We start from the raw sequence: 21,039 nt of genomic DNA, 5'->3' as shown, positions 1-21,039 counted from the left end.
AATAAGATGACGAACTGGGTTCGCTTCCGCCATCATGACCATATGTGTTTCGGCACACTCGCGGACGATGGCGAGATTGCCGTACACAACGGCTATATGTTTGGCGCAGCCAAGCCGACCGGCCAGTATCTCAAGCTTTCCGACGTTGCACTGCTGGCGCCCTGTGCGCCGTCGAAGATGATCGCGCTCTGGAATAACTTTCATGCCCTCGCCGCGAAGTTGAACGTCCCTGAGCCGAAGGAGCCGCTCTATCTCCTGAAATCGCCGTCCAGCATGGCGGCGCCCGGCGCGGTCGTGCGCAAGCCCGTTAGCTATGAGGGCAAGACCACCTATGAAGGCGAGCTTGGCATCGTCATCGGCAAGACCTGCAGCAATATCTCGCCGGATCAGGCCGATGCCGTCATCTTTGGCTATACCTGCGTCAACGATATCACCGCGTCCGATGTCCTCAACCGCGATGCGACCTTCCCGCAATGGGCGCGCGCCAAGAGTTTTGACGGCTACGGCCCGTTCGGTCCCGTCATCACGACCGGCATCGATCCGGCGACGCTCCATATCCGCACCATCCTCAATGGTGAAGAGCGGCAGAACTATCCCATATCGGACATGATCTTCAGCGCGCAGCGGCTCGTATCGGCGATCTCCCGCGACATGACCCTGCTGCCGGGCGACCTGATCTGTTGCGGCACCTCCGTCGGCGTCGGCGTGATGAAAGAGCCGGTCAACACGGTGACCATCGCGATCGCAGGTATCGGCGAGCTGCATAACGAATTCCACCAATAGGAATTAGGCGCCCGCCCCGCCAAATGCGCATGGCGCACCTCCGGCTGTCCGATGGACATTCCGCCGGTGCAACGGCATCCTCCGCCCCCGAAAGATCAACAAGCCACATCGGGCCCACCCGATGCGCCTGCGAGGGAACAGAGGACAATCATGATCAAGACGCGCTTCACCGAGCTCGCGGGTGTGGAACACCCCATCGTCCAGGGCGGCATGCAGTGGGTCGGCCGCGCCGAGCTCGTCGCCGCCGTGGCCAATGCCGGTGCGCTCGGCCTGATCACCGCACTGACCCAGCCGACGCCGGAAGACCTCACCAAGGAAATCGCACGCTGCCGCGACATGACCGACAAGCCGTTCGGCGTGAATCTCACGATCCTGCCGACCATCAAACCGCCGCCCTATGCGGAATATCGGCAGGCCATTATCGAGGCCGGCATCAAGGTGGTGGAGACCGCCGGCAACAAGCCGCAGGAGCACGTCGACGAGTTCAAGAAGCATGGCGTCAAGGTCATCCACAAATGCACCAGCGTGCGCCACGGCCTCTCTGCCGAGCGTATGGGCGTCGATGCGATCTCGATCGATGGCTTCGAATGCGCCGGACATCCCGGCGAGGATGACACCCCCGGCCTGATCCTGATTCCGGCGGCCGCCGACAAGATCAAGATCCCGATGATCGCCTCGGGCGGCTTCGCCGATGGTCGCGGCCTTGTGGCTGCGCTGGCGCTAGGGGCCGAGGGCATCAACATGGGCACCCGCTTCATGTGCACCAAGGAAAGCCCCATCCATCAGCTGGTGAAGGAGCGCATCGTCGCCAATGACGAACGCGAGACCGACCTGATCTTCCGCACCATGCGCAACACCTCGCGCGTCGCCAAGAATGCGGTCAGCCGGCAGGTGGTCGCCATGGAGAAGGAAGGCGCCACTTTCGAGCAAATCAAGGAACTCGTCGCCGGCGCCCGCGGCAAGCTGGTCTATTCGCACGGCGATGCCGAGGACGGCATTTGGTCGGCCGGCCAGGTCCAGGGCCTGATCCACGACATCCCGAGTTGCCAGGAGCTCGTCTCGCGCATCATGCATGATGCCGAGACGATTATCCGCGCACGCCTCGAAGCCATGCTTGGTGGCGGCCAGCGCCAGGCCGCTGAATAAACGGAACGGAAGGCAGAGCCATGAAAGCCTATGTCTACGGCGCCAATGGCGCTGCGATCAGCGACGCCCCGAAACCTTCGCCCGCCGGCACGCAGGTGCTGGTCAGGGTGAAGGCCTGCGGCCTCAACCGCGCCGACCTCGGCATGACCAAGGGCCATGCCCACGGCGCTGCCGGCGGCGTCGGCACGGTGCTGGGAATGGAATGGGCGGGCGAGATTGCCGAGCTTGGTCCGGAGGCCAAGGGCGTCAAGGTCGGGGATCGCGTGATGGGATCCGGCGGGGCTGCCTTTGCCGAATTTGCCGTCACCGATCACGGCCGGCTGTTCCACATGCCGGCCAGCATGAGTTTCGAGGATGCCTGCACCCTGCCCGTCGCCATCACCACGATGCACAATGCGCTGGTGACGAATGGCGGACTGCAGCCGGGCCAATCGGTGCTGATCCAGGGCGCCAGCTCCGGCGTCGGCCTGATGGCGCTGCAGATCGCCAGGCTGAAGGGCGCCAAGACGGTGATCGGTTCATCCACCGACGCCGCACGCCGCGCCCGGCTGAAGGACTTCGGCGCGGACCTCGCCATCGACTCGAAGGATGCCGGCTGGGTCGATCAGGTGCTCAAGGCCACCGATGGAAACGGGGTCGATCTCATTATCGATCAGATCTCCGGCCCCGTCGCCAACCAGAACCTGAAGGCCACGAAAGTGATGGGTCGGATTGTGAATGTCGGCCGCCTCGGCGGCACGCATGGCGATTTCAATTTCGATCTCCATGCCGCACGCCGCATCAACTATATCGGCGTGACTTTTCGCACGAGGTCGATGCAGGAAGTTCGCGACATCTTCAGCGCGGTGCGCGCGGACATCTGGCCCGCCGTCGAAGCGGGCCAACTGAAGCTGCCGATCGACAAGGTCTACGCATTCGACGACATCGGAACGGCGTTCGACCGCATGGAAGCCAACAAGCATCTCGGCAAGATCGTGGTGACGCTGTAACACGCGCTCTGCGAGTCTTCGGATTCAAACGCCGCGCATGATTCTCATGCGCGGCGTTCCTGTTTCGGACTCACACAAGTGCAAACAACGACGAAACTCTTCGGTGGATACAAATAAATTCACGTTAACGTTTCGTTGACTCTCGACAGCCCTCGCAAAGTGGATTCTTATTGGTCTTGCGATTCGAAGTGGCGGGGCAGTTGTTTCGAGCGACGCAAGCGAGATTCTTCCGAGGGGGCTAAGTATGGCGCGTGCGCATGCGGACAACGCATGCGTCCAATCCGATTCGATCAAAGGATTGGCGCAGTCGATTGCGAAGCCGGCCTATCACAGGCTACTGATCGCAGAGCCGGCGCTTCGCCGGGCCGTTCCTACACTCATCATCGCTTTTCTCATCACCATCTTCTTCGGCGCCTTCGTGCAGGTGGTCGATCAGAACCGTCAGAAACAGTCGTCGATGAAGCGCGATCTCGCAACGCTCGCCGATCTGCTCGCCGAGCGTCTCGAACGCAATGGCACCATTCGCCAGGACCGTCCTGCTGCCGTCGAGCGCCTGCAGAGCCTGCTGCCCAGCCTGATTCCATCATGGGGGATCGCCAGCGGCCGCCACGTCATCGTGCTCGGTGCTGACCAGAGCATTCTGGCGCGCGTGCCAATCGATCTTGTGCCCGGCAATGCCAATCGTATCCTCGACGTCCTCAGCGCAACCCAGACCATGGCTGCACTGGGACAACGGAGCGACGTCATCGATGCGAAGCTGCCCGACAACAGCCACGCATTGACAACCCGCCGCATCGTCAAGGCGCTGCCGGGTCAGGTGGTCGTCATTCAGGAGAACGACGAGCCGATCTGGCGGTCGGACTCCGCGCTGTCGATCACGCTCTCGGCCACAACCGGCTTCGTGGTGCTGATCCTCGGCTTTGCGTTCCACTGGCAATCGACCCGCGCCCGCGAAGGCGATGCCATCAACGATGCCGTCCGTGGTCGCATCGACACCGCGCTCAATCGCGGCCGCTGCGGTCTGTGGGACTGGGATCTGTCACGCGGTCGCATCTTCTGGTCGCAGTCGATGTTCACCATGCTCGGCCTCGATAGCCGCAGCGATCTCCTGACCTTCGGCGAAGTGAATGCGCTCGTGCAGCCGGACGACATCAATCTGTTCGAGATCGCCGATCGGTTGATCTCCTTCAAGATCGGTCACATCGACCAGACCTTCCGCATGCAGCACAGCAACGGTCACTGGATCTGGCTGCAGTTGCGTTGCGAACTCGCCCAGGGTCAGAACGACGGCAGCCAGCACCTGATCGGCATTGCCATCGACGTCACCGAACAGAAGAGCCTCGCCGAGAAGACGATCGAAGCTGATGTCCGGCTGCGCGACGCCATCGAGACCATTCCCGAAGCCTTCGTGCTGTGGGACGCGGAAGATCGCCTGGTGCTCTGCAACTCGCATTTCCAGCGCCTGCACAAGCTGCCGGACTCGGCGGTGTCGCCCGGGACGTCCTACGAGACCGTGCTCGAAGTCGGCAGCATGCCCGAGGTTCACTCGCGTCTCGCGGAAGCCGGCGGCGCGGCGCCTGGCGCCCGTACCTTCGAAGCACAGATCGAGGACGGCAGCTGGCTGCATATCAGCGAACGCCGCACCAAGGACGGTGGCTACGTCTCCGTCGGCACCGACATCACCCGCATCAAGGAGCACGAGCGGAAGCTCGTCGATAACGACCTGCGCCTTCGCGCCAGCGTCATCGATCTCAAGCACTCCCAGGCCGCGCTGGAGAAACAGGCGCTCGAACTCGCCGACCTCGCGCAGAAATACTCCGACGAGAAGAACCGCGCCGAGGAAGCCAACCAGACCAAGTCGAAATTCCTGGCCAATATGAGCCACGAACTGCGCACGCCGCTGAATGCCATCATCGGCTTCTCGGAAATCATGGGCAGCGGCATGTTCGGCAATCTCGGCTCCGACAAATATGCCGAATACTGCCACGACATTCTCACCAGCGGTCACTACCTGCTCGAAGTCATCAATGACATTCTCGATATGTCGAAGATCGAGGCGGGTCGCATGAAGCTGGACCTCGAGCCCCTCGATCTCGGACAGACGCTGTCCGAAGCACTGCGTGTCGTATCCGGGCGCGCGGACGACAAGAATCTGACACTCAGCGCCGATATCGCGGCTGATGCGCCGGTGGTGGCGGACCGCCGCGCCATCAAGCAGATCCTGGTCAATCTGCTCTCGAATGCCGTGAAGTTCACGCCCGATGGCGGCCGTGTCACCGTGCGCAGCCGCGTCCTGCGCGACTCCGTCGCATTGATGATCGCCGATAGCGGTATCGGCATCGCCCCGCATTCGCTGAAGCGGCTTGGTCGCCCGTTCGAACAGGTCGAGAGCCAGCTCACCAAAACCTATCACGGCTCGGGCCTCGGCCTCGCCATCGCGAAGTCGCTGACCACCCTGCACGGCGGATCGATGAAGCTGCGCTCCAAGCTCGGCACCGGCACGGTGGTCTGCGTCACCATCCCGCTCGAGACCAGGCAAAAGCCTCAGCACGTATCGGAAGCCGCCTAGCGCTCGGCAAAAAACGCTGCTGAATGCCCTTCCCGCGCCGCGCGGTTCCCGCAGATATGGCTACGTCTGACCTTCGACCACGGCGCGGAACACCTGACGCACGTCAGACTGCGTCTCACGCACGCGTGCCTGCAGCGAGGAGAAGTCCGGTTCGTTGCTCACGCGTGCAAGCATGCGCAACAGATCAGTGCCTGCGGTCTCTGGCTTGAACTTGTCGCTCACGCAGAGCCGCAGCACCTGCGTGAGGTCGTGATAGAGCCTCACCGCCGGACGCAGGACATCGGCGGCGGATGGCGACAGGATGCCCAGCCGCGCCGCGTTTTCCAGCACCTGTTGTGTGCTGACGCTGAGGATCTCGGGCTTCGCTGCAGCATGCACCAGTTGCAAGTATTGCGCGATGAATTCGATATCGACCATGCCACCCGCGGCATGTTTCAGGTCCCAGATATCGTCTTCGCCCTTTTCCTCGGCGATGGCCTGACGCATCTCGGCAACGTCATTGGCGATGATCGTGGTTTCACGCGGACGCGTCAGCACGTCGCGGATGACCCGTTCGATCTTCTCACGGAACGCCGGCGTCGCCGAAATCACCCGCGCGCGCGTCAGCGCCATGTGCTCCCAGGTCCAGGCCTCGGTTTCCTGATATTCAGCAAAGGAATCGATGCGCGACGCCAGCGGACCGGCCCGGCCCGACGGGCGAAGCCGCATATCGACCTCATAGAGCACGCCGTAATTGGTGCGCGTGGTGAAGGCGCTGATCAGGCGCTGCGTCAGCCGCGCGAAATACTGCGCGCCGTGCAGCGGGCGTGGTCCGTCGGAATCCGGCGCGTCATGATCGAAGTCGTAGATCAGGATCAGATCGAGATCGGACGCGGCGGTCATCTCGCGGCTGCCGAGCTTGCCCATGGCGACGATGGCGGTCTGCTGATCCTTGATGCGGCCATGCTGGGCCACGAACTGATCCAGCACCAGCCCGTGCAGCGTATGTGCAATGCCTTCGGCGACGTCGGCGAAGGCGATCCCCGCTTGCTGCGCGGAAACGGTGCCCGAGAGAATGCGCGTACCGATCAGGAACAGGCTCTCCTGCCCGAACAACCTGAGACGATCGAGAAACTCTTCATAGGAATTGGCGTCTTCGAGGGTCGCCGCAAGGCGCGTCGAGAGCTCGCGCTGGTCCGGCATGGCGCCGAAGAACCGCGGATCGATGAGCCCGTCCATGATCTGCGGCTGCCGCGCCAGCATGTCACCCAGACGCGGCGCCGCACCGAGCACCAGCGCCACCAGAGCGACGAGATCGCGATGCTGGCTGAGGAGCGAGATCAGCCGGCCGCCGCGCTGCAGCGCCTGCAGAAACCGGTCGAAGGCCATGACTGCGAGATCCGGCTCTTCGGCATCGGCCAGCCCGGCGATCAGCGCTGGCACGAATTCCATGAATGCCTGCCGCGTCCCCTCATATTTAAGGGCCCGATAGTCATCCGTCATCCAGTGTTGCACCGTCTCCGCCACCATGGCCGGCTTGCGAAAACCCAGCTTGGTGAAATGTTCGAGCAACCGCTGGTCCGTTGCACCGGCCTTGTAGTCGACAGCCGGAAGATGCGCGTCGTCGATCGGATCCCCTTCAAACAGGCGACCGTAATGCCCCTGCACGCAGTTGAGGTGCACCAGAAGATCGCGGGCAAAGGCCTCGCGGCTGTCATAGCCGAAGAAGCGCGCAAAGCGTTCCATGGCGCCGACATCATCGGGCAGCGAATGAGTCTGCTCGTCGGCCACCATCTGCAGCCGATGCTCGACACGGCGCAGGAATTCATAGGCGAGCGTCAGTTCATCGCGCGCCTCATAAGTGATCCAGTTGCTCGCAGCGAGAATATTCAGCGCCTCGAGCGTCGGCCGCACGCGCAATTCGGGATGACGTCCGCCGGCAATCAGCTGCTGGGTCTGCGCGAAGAATTCGATCTCACGAATGCCGCCGCGCCCGACTTTGACATTGTGGCCCTCGACGGAGATTTCATTCTGCCCGCGAAACGTCTGCATCTGCCGTTTCATGTCATGGACATCGGCCAGTGCGGCGAAATCCAGATGCTTGCGCCAGACGAAAGGCGCGATCTCGGCCAGCAGTGCCTCTCCGGCCTTGATGTCACCGGCGCAAGGCAGCGCCTTGATCATGGCCGCGCGCTCCCATGTGCGGCCTTCGCGCTCGTAGTAATGCAGCGCCGACGCCGTCGAGACGGCTACCGGCGTCGAGGCCGGATCCGGCCGCAGCCGCAGATCGACGCGGAACACATAGCCATCGCCGGTGCGCTGCTGCAGCAGCCGCGACACGCCCTGCGCGATGCGCACGAAGAATGAATTCGGCTCGATATCCTCGGCCAGCGTATGCGCCTCGAGATCGAAGAAAACGATCAGGTCGATGTCGCTGGAATAGTTGAGCTCGCCGGCGCCCATCTTGCCCATCGCCAGCACGATCAGGCCGCTGCCCTGCTCCGGATTATCGGGATCCGGCGGCAGGATGCGCTTGCGTGCCGCGTCCTGGCGCAGCAGATAGCGCAACGCCGTCTGGACCGAGGACACGGCGAGATCGGTCAGCGCCCGCGTGACGCGCATCACCGGCCAGACGCCGCCGATGTCGCACAGCGCAATCAACAGCGCCGCTTCGGATTTCATCCGTCGCAGCAGATGCATGACATCGGGATCGCCGCCAGCGGCTGCGACATTCGCTGCGGTCTCGGCGATCAGGCCCGCGAGATGGCGCTCGGGATCGCAACGCAGCAGACGCAAGGCACGTCCGGCATCGGCGCGGATCAGATCGAACAGATAGGGCGACGCCTCGGCAATGCCGAGCAGGATCGCCTGAGCATGCGGGAATTGCCCGGTAACCGCACGAAATGCGGCGGCATCGTCCGGTGCGAGATCGACGAGCCATTCACCGAAGCGCCGTTCGGCATCGGCGGGGGCGAACAGCTGCGGTCCGCTGACGAATTGCGCGGCCAGCGCGAGCTGGCCCTCGCCTGTTGCGGCTGAGGTCATGCCGACTTCTGTGGCACATTCCCCGTTTGGCCTGCAAGGCCTTCGGCGGCCGCTGCAGGGAGCGCCAGCGTGACCCGCAGCCCCGGATGGTTGTCGCCGAGCTGCAATTCACCGCCATGCAGTGTGGCCACGGCAGATGCGAGGCTGAGGCCGAGGCCAGATCCCGGCAATGTACGGCTTGCTTCCAGCCGCACGAAGCGTTCCACCGCATGTTTCCGGTCGGCTTCGGGAATGCCGGGCCCATGATCGGACACGCTGAGCAGCACCTGATCGCCCTCGCGCCGCGCCTCGATCACGATGTCCCTGGCAGCCGCAGCGCCCGCGCCATCGCTATTTTCGTCCGTGATCGCCGGTTTGCCATATTTGATGGCGTTTTCGACGAGATTGGCGAGCGCCTGGCTGATCAGCTCGCGATTGCCATGCAGCGGCGCAGTCGCGGTCTTGACGGTCAGCGTAAGGTCGCTGTCTTCAGCCAGCGGTTCATAGAGTTCGTGGATCCCCTCGGCCACCTCGGCGGCATCGAAATTGTCCATATTGCCGCGCGCCTGACCCGACTCAGCCCGGGCGATCATCAGCAGCGCATTGAAGGTCCGGATCAGGCCATCGGATTCCTCGATGGTCCGTTCCAGCGCCGCGCGATATTCGGCCTCGTTGCTGGATCGCGCCAGCGCCTCTTCCGCACGATTGCGGAGCCGCGTGAGCGGCGTCTTGAGGTCATGGGCGATATTGTCCGAGACTTCCTTCAGTCCTGTCATCAGCGCTTCAATGCGCTCCAGCATGGCATTGAGATTTTCCGCGAGACGGTCGAGTTCGTCGCCGCTCCGTCCCACCGGCAGACGGCCGGAGAGATCGCCGGCCATGATTCGCTGTGTCGTGCCGGTCATCGCATCGATCCGTCGCAGCACGCGGCTCGCAACGAAGATGCCGCCGCCGAGGCCGAGGACGACGACGATCAACACCGACCACTTCGCGGCATCGCCGACGATGTCGAACAGGCGCCGGCGCTCTTCGAGATCGTGGCCGATCAGCAGCCGGAAGCCGCTGCTCAACTGCGTCACCTTCACCAGAGCGCGATGGTTGGAGGAGTCGGGATCGTCGAGCCGACGATAGGCCGTTTCCGACCAGCCCGTGGTGGCCATCACGCCCGGCGCCAGCGAAGAGACGTTGCCAGCGATGGATTGGCCTGCCGGTGTCGTGATCAGATACAGGTTGGCGCCAGGCCGCAAGGCCCGGTTCTCAATCGCAAAAACGATGCCGCGCAAGCCGCGCCGCGCAAACAGGTCGCTCAGCTCGGTTATTTCGCCATCGACCGTGGTGGTGATCTGATCGTTGATCAGCCGGTGGGTATTCCAGGCGAAATAGACGAGCAGCGATGCCGCAAACAGCGCGAACAGCAGCAGATAGGCCAGCGTCAGCCGAAAGGCCGTCGTGCGAAACAGTTTACCGATGGCCGTCACGGAATGTCTCTGGAAGATAGGTCCCTGTAGCCCTGAAGAGCGGAGCGATATCCGGGGACCGGCGTTTCAAAAATCTCGACATCCCCGCATGTCGCTATGCTCACTTCATCCCGTCCCGGACCATATAGCCGGCGCCGCGAATGGTATGCAGCAGCGGACGCTCAAACCCCTTGTCGATCTTCGAGCGCAGGCGCGAGATATGGACATCGATCACGTTGGTTTGCGGATCGAAATGATAGTCCCAGACGTTTTCCAGGAGCATGGTGCGGGTGACCACCTGCCCGGCATGTTTCATGAGATATTCGAGCAGGCGAAATTCGCGGGGCTGCAAGATCAGTTCCTGGCCACCGCGCGTTACGCCATGCGACAGCCGGTCGAGTTCGAGATCTCCGACGCGATAGGTGGTTTCTTCGGCGGGACCGCCCTGGCGGCGCGACAGCACTTCGACGCGCGCGAGCAGCTCGGCGAATGAATAGGGTTTTGGCAGATAATCGTCGCCGCCGGCGCGCAGGCCCTTGATGCGATCATCGACCTGCCCCAGCGCGGAGAGGATCAGCGCAGGCGTCCGGTTCCCCTTGTCGCGCAGGCCACCGATCACGGAAAGACCATCGCGCTTCGGCAGCATGCGATCGACCACCAGCACGTCGTAATCGCCGGATTCGGCGAGCGCGAAACCTTCCTCGCCATCACTGGCGTGATCCGCGACATGGCCAACCTCACGGAAGGCCTTGACCAGATAGTCGGCGGATTCACGGTCGTCTTCGATGATGAGCAGACGCATCTGGGGATCGGATTCGCTGTGGATCTTGTGGGTCTCGGTCACCATGGCGCGCACTGGGCTCTCATGCAAGGTGTCGGAATGCCCCTTGGCTCTAATAGAAAATAGGCGGTGAAGCTGGGGGAAACTTCACCGCCCATTGGCCTTCCGACGGAAGGGGGCTGTTTTCCATCGAAAGGAAGCAGTGGGAGCGAGTTTGTGGCTCGCCCCCTGGAAAGAGCCGTCAGCGGGGGCGACTATGCCGGCGACACTCTCCGTTCATGTGCAGTGATCAGCCCTTCGCGAGAGGAACGGCGACGAACTTCGAGGAGCCGTTCGAGCGAACCCTGATCAGCACGCTGTTCTTGTTTTCGTTGTGCGCGGCGACGATCGCCTCGCGCACATCGCCGGGACTGGTTACGCTCTTGCCGGCAACTTCGAGAATGACGTCGCCTTCCTTGAAGCCGCGTTCAGCGGCGGCGCTCTTCGGATCCACGCCGGTCACGACGACGCCGTCCTTGCCGGCGCCGGCGACGCTGCTGGCAGGCGAGACCGTAAGGCCAAGCCGTGGCACATCGGAGCCGCGTGTCGCGTTGCCGCGGTCACCGCCATCGATGTCGGCCTTCGCCTCCACCGTGTTCGGCAACTGGCCGAGGGTCATGGACAGAACCTTGTCCTCACCCTTGTGCAGCACGTTGAGCTTCACCGTGTTGCCCGGCGCGAAGCCGCCAATGGTACGGGCGAGTTCGCGCGCATCCTTCACCGGCGTGCCGTTCACCGCAGTGATGACGTCGCCCGACTTGATGCCGGCCTTGGCTGCCGGACCATCAGCCTGCGGCTCGGCGACAAGCGCGCCTTCCGCCTTCTTCAGTCCGAGACTGTCGGCGATATCCTGGGTCACCGGCTGAATCTGCACGCCGATCCAGCCACGCGACACCGAGCCCTTGTCCTTGAGCTGCGCCACCACCGTCTTCACGGTCGAGGCCGGGATCGAGAACGCGATGCCGACGCTGCCGCCCGACGGCGAATAGATCGCGGTGTTGACGCCCATCACCTCACCGGAGGTGTCGAAAGCCGGACCACCCGAATTGCCCTTGTTCACGGGCGCATCGATCTGGATAAAATCGTCATACGGTCCGTTGCCGATGTCGCGGCCCGAGGCCGACACGATGCCGGCGGTCACGGTACCGCCGAGGCCGAACGGATTACCGACTGCCAGCACCCAGTCACCGATCCGCGGCTTGCCGTCGGCAAGCTTGGCGAACGGGAAGTCGGTGCGGCCTTCGACCTTGATCAGCGCCAGGTCGGTGCGCGGATCGGTGCCGATGACCTTGGCCTGATAGGTCTTGCCGTCGTCGGTCGACACCTCGACCTTGTCGGCGCCATCGACCACATGATTGTTGGTCACGGCGAAACCGTCAGCCGAAATGAAGAAGCCCGAGCCCTGACCGCTGACGATGCCGCGGCCACCACGCGGACCACCGCGCATGCCTGGCGGCAGACCATCCTGGCCGAAGCGCTTGAAGAAGCGCTCCATCGGCGAGCCCGGCTGGAACGGCGAGTCGCTGTTGTCGTCATCCTTCGATGCGACCTTCTCCTTCATGTTGACCTTGACCGAAATGACCGAGGGCTTCACGCGCTCGACGATGTCGGCAAAGCCGATCGGCTGCGCAGCCTGCGACTTCACCTGCTTGTCGACCTGCGCATGCGCAGTGGTGGTGAAGATGTCGACGGGGCCATTGGACGGCGACAGGCCGTAAGCGGCGACACCAAGGCCGGCAACGACTGACGCCATCAGCGCGAACTTGCGCGCAGAGAACAGCGAGCGGCGGGGTGCCTTGTAGGACGGTAGTTCGGAAAAATCGGTGGGGCGGTCGGACATCGAGAGAATCTCCAGAGCAACGGCGCGGGGGGCAAGGCGCCTCGTGTGACCTGAAGATGGATGTTTCCACCTTACCGCCGGCTGGCAGGGGAATTAAGGTTTTGTAATCTGGGGAAATGTCCGTGCGACGGGGTGACGCAGGACAGCTCTCACCACGAGTTCAGCGCTGGCAGCGTCTAACGGCCTGGTGATTTACAGTTACAAAAAGCGAAGTTCCTGCGCGTGAGGTTCGCAATGGGCATCGATTCCAGATCGCGACCGACCTCATCGAGAAGCCACGCAGGCCCACACACAAGCAGGTAACATCCGGGAACTTCAGATATTTCCCTGCACTGACCAACCACACGCACAACAAACGCAGCCAGGAAGTGAAGCGGTCAATGCTCATAAGCATGTAACAATAGCGTGTGACATTGATCAAAACAGATCATGACAGCGCGAATTGAACGAGCCAAATTTGAAATAACTGATTTGATTTGATCATTGGCAAAAATCGCGCAAAGGTAGTCTCCGCACTGATCGCTTACTCCTGGTTTGTAATTTTTTTAGGAGAATGCTCTTGTCGTGGCTGCATTCGATCCTCAACCAGTCGCCCGAGACTGCGCTTTTTCTTTCGCTTGCCGTTGGCTACTGGATCGGGAAATTCCAGTTTGGAAAATTTCAGCTCGGAGGCGTGGCCGGATCGCTGCTGGTCGCAGTAGCGCTAAGCCAGGTCGGTATTACCATCGACAATGGCGTCAAGTCCGTCCTGTTCGCACTATTCATCTATGCAGTCGGCTTTGAAAGCGGCCCGCAATTCTTTGGATCGCTGGGACGACAGTCCATTCGCGAAATCATCATGGCCACCGTACTCGCCATCAGTGGCCTGCTGACGGTTGTCGTGCTGGCGCGCATCTTCGGTCTGGATAAAGGATTGGCCGCGGGAATTGCAGCAGGTGCGCTGACGCAATCTGCCATCATCGGCACCGCCAGCGCCGCCATCGGCAAGCTCGGCCTGGTCGCCGATGAAGCCCAGCGCCTGCAGGCCAATGTCGCCATCGGCTATGCTGTCACCTACATTTTCGGATCGTTCGGCGCCATCATTGTCTGCGTCAACATTTTGCCGTGGCTGACGGGACGCAGCATTCGCGACGACGCACTGAAAGCCGAATCCGAGATGCTCGCGGGCGCACATGCCTATGGCCCGGGCGAACAGCCGGCCACGCCGGATATCGTTGGCCGCATTTTTCGCGTCGAACAAGCAGCTGGCAAAACGATCGCGCAGCTTGAGGAAAGTGCCGGTGCTCCGATCAGCATCGAGCGTGTCAAACGTGCCGGAGCCTTGATCGGGGCGGAGCCGGCCCTCGCCCTGGTTCCTGGCGATATCCTGCTCGTGGTCGGAAGGCGGGCGGGCGTCGTACAGGCGGCGCACCAGTTCGGACCGGAACTGCAATCGTCCGACGGCATGGATCTGGTTGTCGTCACGCGCGACGTGGCTATCGCCAGCCCTGATCTGGTCCACCGCACCGTCGGCGAAATCCGGGCCACCGCGGCCAAGGCGATGCGGCACGGAATTTACGTGACGGCGCTGAAGCGTGCCGGCAAGCCGTTGCCAATTACGGATGCCACCGTGATCCAGACTGGCGACATCGTCACTCTGTACGGCACTCCTGCCGATGTGCAGCGAGCCGCAAACCGGATCGGCGCGGTGTTGTTTCCCAGCGAAAAGACCGATTTTGTTTTCCATGGCATCGGCCTGGTGGTGGGTCTGTTGATCGGGCTCATCGTGATCCGGATCGGTTCGATTCCGCTGACACTCGGCAGCGGCGGCGGCGCGCTGCTTTCGGGACTGTTGTTCGGCTGGTATCGCGGGCGCAATCAGACGATCGGGAACATGCCGATTGCCGCATCGACGATACTGCGCGATCTCGGCCTCGCCGGCTTCGTTGCCGTCGTCGGTTTGCAGTCCGGGCTGCAGGCAGTGACCACCATCGCCAGCAGCGGACTATCTATCTTCCTGATCGGCGTTGTCGTGACGTTACTGCCACTGATTCTGACCATGCTCGTTGGTCGCTACATCCTGCGTTACGACAACACGGCAATCTTCGCCGGTGCCCTTTCTGGTTCGCGCAGCGCCAATCCCGCATTCGGCGAAGTTCTCGACAAGGCTGGTAACGCGATCCCAACGGCACCGTTCGCGATCACTTATGCGCTGGCCAATGTCTTTCTCACCTTGTTGGGACCTCTCGTCGTCGCTTTCGCCTGATCACTGGAGACAGCCGTCATGGATACCGATTTCAGCCGTTACGCCAAGCTTAGCCCGTTTGAACTGAAGGACGAGCTGATCAAACTCGCATCCGGTCGCGAGAACCACATGATGTTGAATGCCGGGCGCGGCAATCCCAACTTCCTGGCGACCTTGCCGCGACGGGCCTTCTTCCGGCTGGGCCTCTTCGCAGCAGCAGAAGCAGAGCTTTCATTTTCCTACATGCCCAACGGTATCGGCGGCCTCCCCCAAATCGAAGGAATCGAAGGCCGCTTCGACCGTTTCGTCGCAGACAACAGCCATCACCCGGGTGTCGTCTTTCTCGGGCGGGCACTGAGCTATGTGCGCGACCAGCTAGGGCTGTCCGCTTCAGCTTTCTTGCATGAGATCGTCGAGGGCATTCTCGGCTGCAATTATCCGGTTCCACCACGCATGCTGAAGGTCTCCGAGCAGGTCGTGCAGCAATATATCGTGAAGGAAATGATCGGCGGCCATCTCTCGGCTGGCAGCATCGACCTGTTTGCCGTGGAAGGTGGCACGGCAGCCATGACCTATATCTTCAACAGCCTGAAGCAGAATGGCCTGATCAAGCGCGGCGACAAGGTCGCGATCGGCTTGCCGGTCTTCACGCCCTATATCGAGATTCCCGAGCTGGACGAATACGGGCTGGTCGAAGTGGCCATCGACGCCGATCCGGGAATGGATTGGCAATATCCGGATGCAGAGCTTGAGAAACTCAAGGACCCGGCCATCAAGGTGTTCTTCTGCATCAATCCCAGCAATCCACCTTCAGTGAAGATGGATGATCGCAGCCTCGCGAAAGTCGCCGCCATCGTCCGCGACCACCGTCCCGATCTGTTCATTCTCACAGACGACGTCTACGGCACCTTCGCCGACAATTTCCGTTCGCTGTTCTCGATCTGCCCGCGCAATACCATGCTGGTGTATTCCTTCTCGAAATATTTCGGCGCGACGGGCTGGCGCCTTGGCGTCGTCGCAACGCACAAGAACAATATCTTCGACGAGCAGCTTGCCGCCCTGCCGGCAAAGACGAAAACGGCGCTCGACAAGCGTTACGGATCCCTGTTGCCGGATGTCTCGAAACTGACATTCATCGATCGGCTGGTTGCCGACAGCCGCACGGTCGCGCTGAATCACACTGCCGGCCTGTCGACACCACAACAGGTGCAAATGGTGCTGTTCTCGCTTTTTGCCTTGATGGACGAAGCCGACGGTTACAAGGCCGAACTGAAGAAGCTGATCCGCCGACGCGAGGAAACGCTGTATCGCGAACTCGGGCTGGGCCCCGAGCACGACGACAACGCGGTCGATTATTATACGTTACTCGACCTCGAAAATATTGCGCTCAAACTTTACGGCGCGAAATTCGCGGCGTGGATCAAGAAGAAGTTCAGCCACGGAGATCTGCTGTTCCGCATCGCCGACAAGACGGGAATCGTGATGCTGCCGGGGCGCGGCTTCGGCACCAAACAACCGTCAGGCCGCGTCTCTCTCGCAAATCTCAACGAATATGAATATGCCAGAATCGGCCGTGCGCTTCGGCAGATGGCCGATGAATATTTCGAAGAATTCTCGAAGGAGAAAGGCAAGGGTTGAGCTGCGCCCCTTCATTTGCTTTGCGATGGACCTGCCAGGAGATGCGCGATGACGATGTCTGATGCGGCTGGAGTCGGCAAAAGTTCGTTGGCGGCAGAGGTGCGCGCCAAATGGGGATGGTTTCTTGTCCTCGGCATCGTGTTGCTCATCGGCGGCGCGCTGGCCATTCTCATGCCAATCATCACCACGTTCACGGTGAGTCTGGTGTTCGGTGCGGTGCTGGTCGTCGGCGGCCTCGTGCAGATCATCCAGTCCTTCCAGGTCAAGGCGTGGCGAGGTTTCACCTGGCATCTGCTCACTGGCGTCATCGAAACGATCGGCGGCGTGCTGATCTATCTGAACCCCTTCGCGGGCGCCATCGCGCTCACCGTGATCATCGCCATTACCTTTCTCGTTCAAGGCGTGACGCAGATGATGCTCGCGATGCGGGTCCGGCCGGACGACGGATGGGGATGGCTCGCCGCCGCAGGCATCATATCGCTGCTGACGGGTATCGTCCTGTTAGCCAAATTTCCCATCGCCGGTCTGTATACGCCCGGCATCATGGTCGGCGTCTCGCTGATGATCGGTGGTTGGGCCTATATCGCGGTCGCCATGGCGGCACGACGACTGTCATGACGCGACGTCAGGCCTGAACGGCACCAGCCTGTCCATCCGTGGCACCAGCGCAGAACGTCGCAACCTCTTCGGACGATCGACACGCATTCCATGCACCATGAGGCAATGGCGGCTTTGCGAGCCGTCTCGTTCGTTGTGTCCTCGGCTATGACTCGGCAGCCGGCGAGATCAGAGAACTAGACCGGCTTGTCTTGCGCGGTCTCCGCAGCGATCAGCCGTTCGATCCGCGCTTCTTCCTCGGCGGTGAGTTTCATCACGGCCTCATCGTCACCTGCAGCCCGGCCGCGCCGCCGGTTGTGCCACCACAATGCGACGCCGCCTGATATCAGCACCAGCGGCGTCAAGAGCCACAGCAAAAGCGTATGCAGGTTGAGGCGCGGTTTCAGCAGCACGAACTCGCCGTAGCGTGCCACGAGGAAATCCAGCACCTGTTGGTCGCTCTCGCCAGTGGCGATGCGCTCGCGCACCAGGAGACGCAGGTCGCGCGCCAGCGGCGCATCTGAATCGTCGATGGACTGGTTCTGACAGACCATGCAGCGCAACTCCTTCGACAGGTTGCGCGCGCGGCCTTCCTGGGCCGGGTCCTTCATGATCTCGTCGGGCTGCACCGCATGCGCCGGAACGGAAAGCACGCAGAACACCACCAGAAGCAGCGCGCAGATGCCACGACACCCTTGACCAAAATATCGCTTTATGCGATATAATGGGACATGGCCGACGTCGTGTTTACACCGGCCGCCACGCGGCAATGGTTGAAACTGACGCCGCAAACGCGACAGCGCCTCGGCGCCAAACTCAGCGCTTTTGCAGAATTCGGTCATGGCGACATCAAGAAGTTGAAGGGACAAGATGGCTCTCGGCTTCGGGTTGGTGACTACCGTATCATCTTCTATCAGGAAGCGCAGACGATCGTCGTGGTCAGCGTTGGGCATCGGCGAGAAATTTATGATTAGGCTGACGCCATGAAAGTCCAGTTCAAGAAATCCTCCACCGGCGAGATCGCGATTTTGCCGCGCGCAGAGTATGAGCGGCTTAAAGCCATCGAGCGGGAAGCATTGGAGGACGCCGCCGCTGCGCGACTCGTTGCACAGGGCAAGAAAGATGTGGCTGCTGGCGCGCCGCTGCTACCGATGGCCGTTGTCGAGCAACTCGCAAGCGGGGAAAATCCAATCCGGGTGTTGCGACAATTTCGCGGCATGACTCAGGCCGAACTTGCGACCGCTGAAAGTGTGCAAATCACACAGAATTATCTCTCGGAGCTGGAAACCGGAAAGCGGAAAGGACCGCTCGCTCTACACCGGAAATTCGCACAAGCGCTCGGCGTTCCCTTGGATCTTCTAAGCCCTGTTGCAGTTACGGAGCAGGAGGCCGATCCAAAGCGCTTTGCGCGCCGCAAGGTTGCGATCGCTAACACCAAGCGCTCGCGCGGGCAGCGCTAACCTCACTCCGCCGGCTGCAATGCGCGCGGGGCCTTTGCCGGCTTCGGTGCGCCGACGCGTAGCCGCCGGTCGGACAGCGACAGCAGGCCACCAAAGGCCATCAGCACCGGCCCCCACCAGATCATCAGCACCAGCGGCTTGTGATATATCCGCACGGCAACCACGCCACCGGCGGCCTCCTCGCCGAGCGAGATATAGAGCTGGCTGGCGCCGCGCGACAGCAGCGCCGCTTCCGTCGTCGAGGACTGCCGCGCGGTGAAGTTGCGCTTCGATGGCGTCATCTCGCCGATGTCGTCGCCGCCGCGCGTTACCCTGAAGCGCGCGAGGCTTTCGCGGAAATTCGGCCCCTGCCGCTGCGTCACGTCCTTGAGAGTGAGTTCATAGCCCGCGAGCTTGGCCACATCATTCGGCTGCATGGTGCCGATATATTCGGTATTCCACGTGCTCTCGCAGACAATGCCGATCAGCGCCACGCCGATGCCGGCATGGGCGAAGGCCGTGCCCCAGGCCGCCCGCGGCAATCCGCGGGCGCGCCGAAACGCAACACCGAATGACAGACGAAACAGCATGGTGCGCTCTGCGATATCGACGATCGATCCGGCAATGACGAACACGCCGAGGCCGATCGCCAGCGGCGCCAGCGCCGCGCCGCCTGTCGTCCATGCCCAGACCAGCGCCACCGCCAGCAGCGCTGCGATGCCCGCCGCCATCAGTCGCTGCGTGACGCCCCGGAGATCGCCGCGCTTCCACGCCAGCAACGGCCCGAACGGCATCGCCAGCAGCAACGGCACGAACAGCGGTCCGAAGGTGAGATTGAAGAACGGCGCTCCCACCGAGATTTTCTCGCCGGTCAGCATTTCCAGCGCCAGCGGATACAGCGTGCCGATAAACACCGTTGCGCAGGCCGTGGTGAGGAACAGGTTGTTTAGCACCAGCGCGCCCTCGCGCGAGATCGGCGCGAACAATCCGCCCTGCTTCAGCGACGATGCCCGCCACAGATAAAGCGTCAGGCTGCCGCCGATGAATACGCACAGGATCAGCAGGATGAACACGCCGCGCGTCGGGTCGGTCGCAAAGGCATGGACCGAGGTGAGCACGCCGGAGCGCACCAGGAATGTCCCGAGCAGCGACAACGAGAAGGTCAGGATCGCCAGAAGTATGGTCCAGACCTTCAGCGCGTTACGTTTCTCCATCACCACGGCGGAGTGCAGCAGCGCGGTGCCGGACAGCCATGGCATCAGCGAGGCATTCTCGACGGGGTCCCAGAACCACCAGCCGCCCCAGCCGAGTTCGTAATAGGCCCAGTAGGAGCCCATCGCGATGCCGAGCGTCAGGAAGATCCACGCCACCAGCGTCCAGGGCCGCACCCAGCGCGCCCAGGCCGCGTCGATGCGCCCTTCGATCAGCGCGGCGACGGCGAAGGAGAACGCGATGGAGAAGCCAACATAGCCGAGATAGAGCATCGGCGGATGCACCGCGAGGCCGATATCCTGCAGCACCGGATTGAGATCGCGTCCCTCGAACGGCGGCTGCGCCAGCCGCAGGAACGGATTCGAGGTCATCAGGATGAACAGATAGAACGCCGTGGCGATCCAGCCCTGTACCGCCAGCACATGCGCGCGCAGCGACAGCGGCAGATTATTGCCGAAGGCTGCAACGAGCCCGCCGAACAAAGCGAGGATCGACACCCACAGCAGCATCGAGCCTTCGTGGTTCCCCCATACGCCGGTGATCTTGTAGAGCAGCGGCTTCATCGAATGCGAATTCTCGAACACGTTGGCGACCGAGAAATCCGACGTCACGTAGAGCGTCGTCAGCGCGAGAAACGACAGCCCGGCGAACAGGAGCTGCGCCAGCGCCGTGGAGCGCGCCACATTCATCAATGCGGGATCGCGCAGCCGCGCGCCGATGATCGGCACGGTCGACTGGATCAGCGCCAAAGCCAGCGCCAGAACGAGTGCGTAATGTCCGGCTTCGGCGATCATTGCGTCAGGCTCGGCTTGGTGGACGAGGCGCCCTGCGACATCACAGGCTTGCCGCCCTCGCCTTCCTGCCAGCGTCCCTGCTTCTTCAGCGCGTCGGCGACTTCCTTCGGCATGTAGTTCTCGTCATGCTTTGCCAGCACAGTGTCGGCCTTGAACACGCCCGACGCATCCAGCGCGCCTTCGGCGACGACGCCCTGCCCCTCGCGGAACAGATCCGGCAGGATGCCCTTGTAGTTCACCGGCAGCGTTGCGCCGCCATCGGAGACCTTGAAGCTGACGGCCAGCTTGTCGCCGCGCACCAGCGAGCCCTGCTCGACCATGCCGCCCAGACGAAACCGTTTGCCGACCGGAATCTGCTTTTCGGCGACCATCTGCGGCGTCGAGAAGAACACGATGGAGTCGCGCAGCGCGTTGAGCACAAGCCCGGCCGCGATGGCGAGCACTGCGAGCGCTCCACCGATCATCGTCAATCGTCGCTGCTTGCGCGTCATGCTTCACCTTCAAGACGCATGATGTTGTCCGAAAACC

General features: G+C 62.1%; 16 protein-coding genes. 9 read left to right on the top strand and 7 right to left on the bottom strand.

Annotated features, from left to right (window positions below; all coding sequences use genetic code 11):
• The first annotated feature begins 6 nt into the window (after positions 1–6).
• The 4 genes from ACEK02_RS04335 (at position 7) to ACEK02_RS04320 (ending at position 5,487) form a co-directional block, all read left to right on the top strand.
• Positions 7–783 carry a fumarylacetoacetate hydrolase family protein gene (locus ACEK02_RS04335; RefSeq protein ID WP_371420563.1) on the top strand — a complete coding sequence of 259 codons (777 nt, stop codon included), beginning with the start codon at positions 7–9 and terminating at the stop codon, positions 781–783.
• A 150-nt stretch (positions 784–933) separates the two neighbouring features.
• Positions 934–1,929, top strand: coding sequence for an NAD(P)H-dependent flavin oxidoreductase (locus tag ACEK02_RS04330; protein ID WP_371420562.1), 996 nt, complete (start codon positions 934–936; stop codon positions 1,927–1,929).
• 20 nt (positions 1,930–1,949) lie between these two features.
• Entirely contained in the window at positions 1,950–2,918 is a 969-nt protein-coding gene (locus ACEK02_RS04325) for a zinc-binding dehydrogenase (RefSeq protein WP_371420561.1), read from the top strand.
• A 244-nt stretch (positions 2,919–3,162) separates the two neighbouring features.
• Positions 3,163–5,487 carry a PAS domain-containing sensor histidine kinase gene (locus ACEK02_RS04320; RefSeq protein ID WP_371420560.1) on the top strand — a complete coding sequence of 775 codons (2,325 nt, stop codon included), beginning with the start codon at positions 3,163–3,165 and terminating at the stop codon, positions 5,485–5,487.
• 60 nt (positions 5,488–5,547) lie between these two features.
• Here ACEK02_RS04320 and ACEK02_RS04315 read toward each other — a convergent pair whose 3' ends face one another.
• The 4 genes from ACEK02_RS04315 to ACEK02_RS04300 all read right to left on the bottom strand — a co-directional run bounded on the left by ACEK02_RS04315 (position 5,548) and on the right by ACEK02_RS04300 (position 12,607).
• On the bottom strand, positions 5,548–8,511 hold the full coding sequence (locus ACEK02_RS04315) for a bifunctional [glutamine synthetase] adenylyltransferase/[glutamine synthetase]-adenylyl-L-tyrosine phosphorylase (RefSeq protein ID WP_371420559.1): 2,964 nt from the start codon (positions 8,509–8,511) through the stop codon (positions 5,548–5,550).
• The gene (locus ACEK02_RS04310) at positions 8,508–9,968 is read right to left on the bottom strand and encodes a sensor histidine kinase (protein WP_371420558.1); all 1,461 of its coding nucleotides are present in this window, start codon (positions 9,966–9,968) and stop codon (positions 8,508–8,510) included. The genes ACEK02_RS04315 and ACEK02_RS04310 overlap by 4 nt, the downstream gene beginning before the upstream one ends.
• 100 nt (positions 9,969–10,068) lie before the next feature.
• Positions 10,069–10,749, bottom strand: a complete 681-nt coding sequence (locus ACEK02_RS04305) for a response regulator transcription factor (protein ID WP_149530879.1) — start codon at positions 10,747–10,749, stop codon at positions 10,069–10,071.
• A 268-nt stretch (positions 10,750–11,017) separates the two neighbouring features.
• Positions 11,018–12,607 carry a Do family serine endopeptidase gene (locus tag ACEK02_RS04300; protein ID WP_371420557.1) on the bottom strand — a complete coding sequence of 530 codons (1,590 nt, stop codon included), beginning with the start codon at positions 12,605–12,607 and terminating at the stop codon, positions 11,018–11,020.
• A gap of 559 nt (positions 12,608–13,166) precedes the next feature.
• Between ACEK02_RS04300 and aspT the strand changes: the two genes are divergently transcribed.
• Genes aspT through ACEK02_RS04285 form a run of 3 tightly spaced genes read left to right on the top strand, consistent with a single transcriptional unit; the run spans position 13,167 to position 17,087 of the window.
• The gene (gene aspT / locus ACEK02_RS04295) at positions 13,167–14,852 is read left to right on the top strand and encodes an aspartate-alanine antiporter (RefSeq protein WP_371420556.1); all 1,686 of its coding nucleotides are present in this window, start codon (positions 13,167–13,169) and stop codon (positions 14,850–14,852) included.
• An 18-nt stretch (positions 14,853–14,870) separates the two neighbouring features.
• Positions 14,871–16,469 carry a bifunctional aspartate transaminase/aspartate 4-decarboxylase gene (locus tag ACEK02_RS04290; protein WP_371420555.1) on the top strand — a complete coding sequence of 533 codons (1,599 nt, stop codon included), beginning with the start codon at positions 14,871–14,873 and terminating at the stop codon, positions 16,467–16,469.
• Between the two features lie 48 nt (positions 16,470–16,517).
• Positions 16,518–17,087, top strand: coding sequence for an HdeD family acid-resistance protein (locus ACEK02_RS04285; RefSeq protein WP_371420554.1), 570 nt, complete (start codon positions 16,518–16,520; stop codon positions 17,085–17,087).
• A 176-nt stretch (positions 17,088–17,263) separates the two neighbouring features.
• On the opposite strand, the gene ACEK02_RS04280 is transcribed toward ACEK02_RS04285, so the two are convergent.
• Positions 17,264–17,749, bottom strand: coding sequence for a cytochrome c-type biogenesis protein (locus ACEK02_RS04280; RefSeq protein ID WP_371420580.1), 486 nt, complete (start codon positions 17,747–17,749; stop codon positions 17,264–17,266).
• 48 nt (positions 17,750–17,797) lie between these two features.
• On the opposite strand from ACEK02_RS04280, the gene ACEK02_RS04275 reads away from it, so the two are divergent.
• On the top strand, positions 17,798–18,040 hold the full coding sequence (locus tag ACEK02_RS04275; RefSeq protein WP_371420553.1) for a type II toxin-antitoxin system RelE/ParE family toxin: 243 nt from the start codon (positions 17,798–17,800) through the stop codon (positions 18,038–18,040).
• Positions 18,041–18,049: 9 nt separating this feature from the next.
• The gene (locus ACEK02_RS04270; RefSeq protein ID WP_371420552.1) at positions 18,050–18,526 is read left to right on the top strand and encodes a helix-turn-helix transcriptional regulator; all 477 of its coding nucleotides are present in this window, start codon (positions 18,050–18,052) and stop codon (positions 18,524–18,526) included.
• A gap of 2 nt (positions 18,527–18,528) precedes the next feature.
• On the opposite strand, the gene ACEK02_RS04265 is transcribed toward ACEK02_RS04270, so the two are convergent.
• A complete protein-coding gene (locus tag ACEK02_RS04265) occupies positions 18,529–20,511 on the bottom strand; it encodes a heme lyase CcmF/NrfE family subunit (protein WP_371420551.1) in 1,983 nt (660 codons plus the stop codon).
• Positions 20,508–21,002, bottom strand: coding sequence for a cytochrome c maturation protein CcmE (gene ccmE, locus ACEK02_RS04260; RefSeq protein WP_371420550.1), 495 nt, complete (start codon positions 21,000–21,002; stop codon positions 20,508–20,510). The genes ACEK02_RS04265 and ccmE overlap by 4 nt, the downstream gene beginning before the upstream one ends.
• Positions 21,003–21,039: the final 37 nt, after the last annotated feature.

This window comes from Tardiphaga sp., assembly GCF_041424195.1.
In the GTDB taxonomy this organism is placed as follows: Bacteria; Pseudomonadota; Alphaproteobacteria; order Rhizobiales; family Xanthobacteraceae; genus Tardiphaga.
Note: the sequence above shows the minus strand (reverse complement) of the source record. Positions and strands in the feature narration are given on the sequence as shown.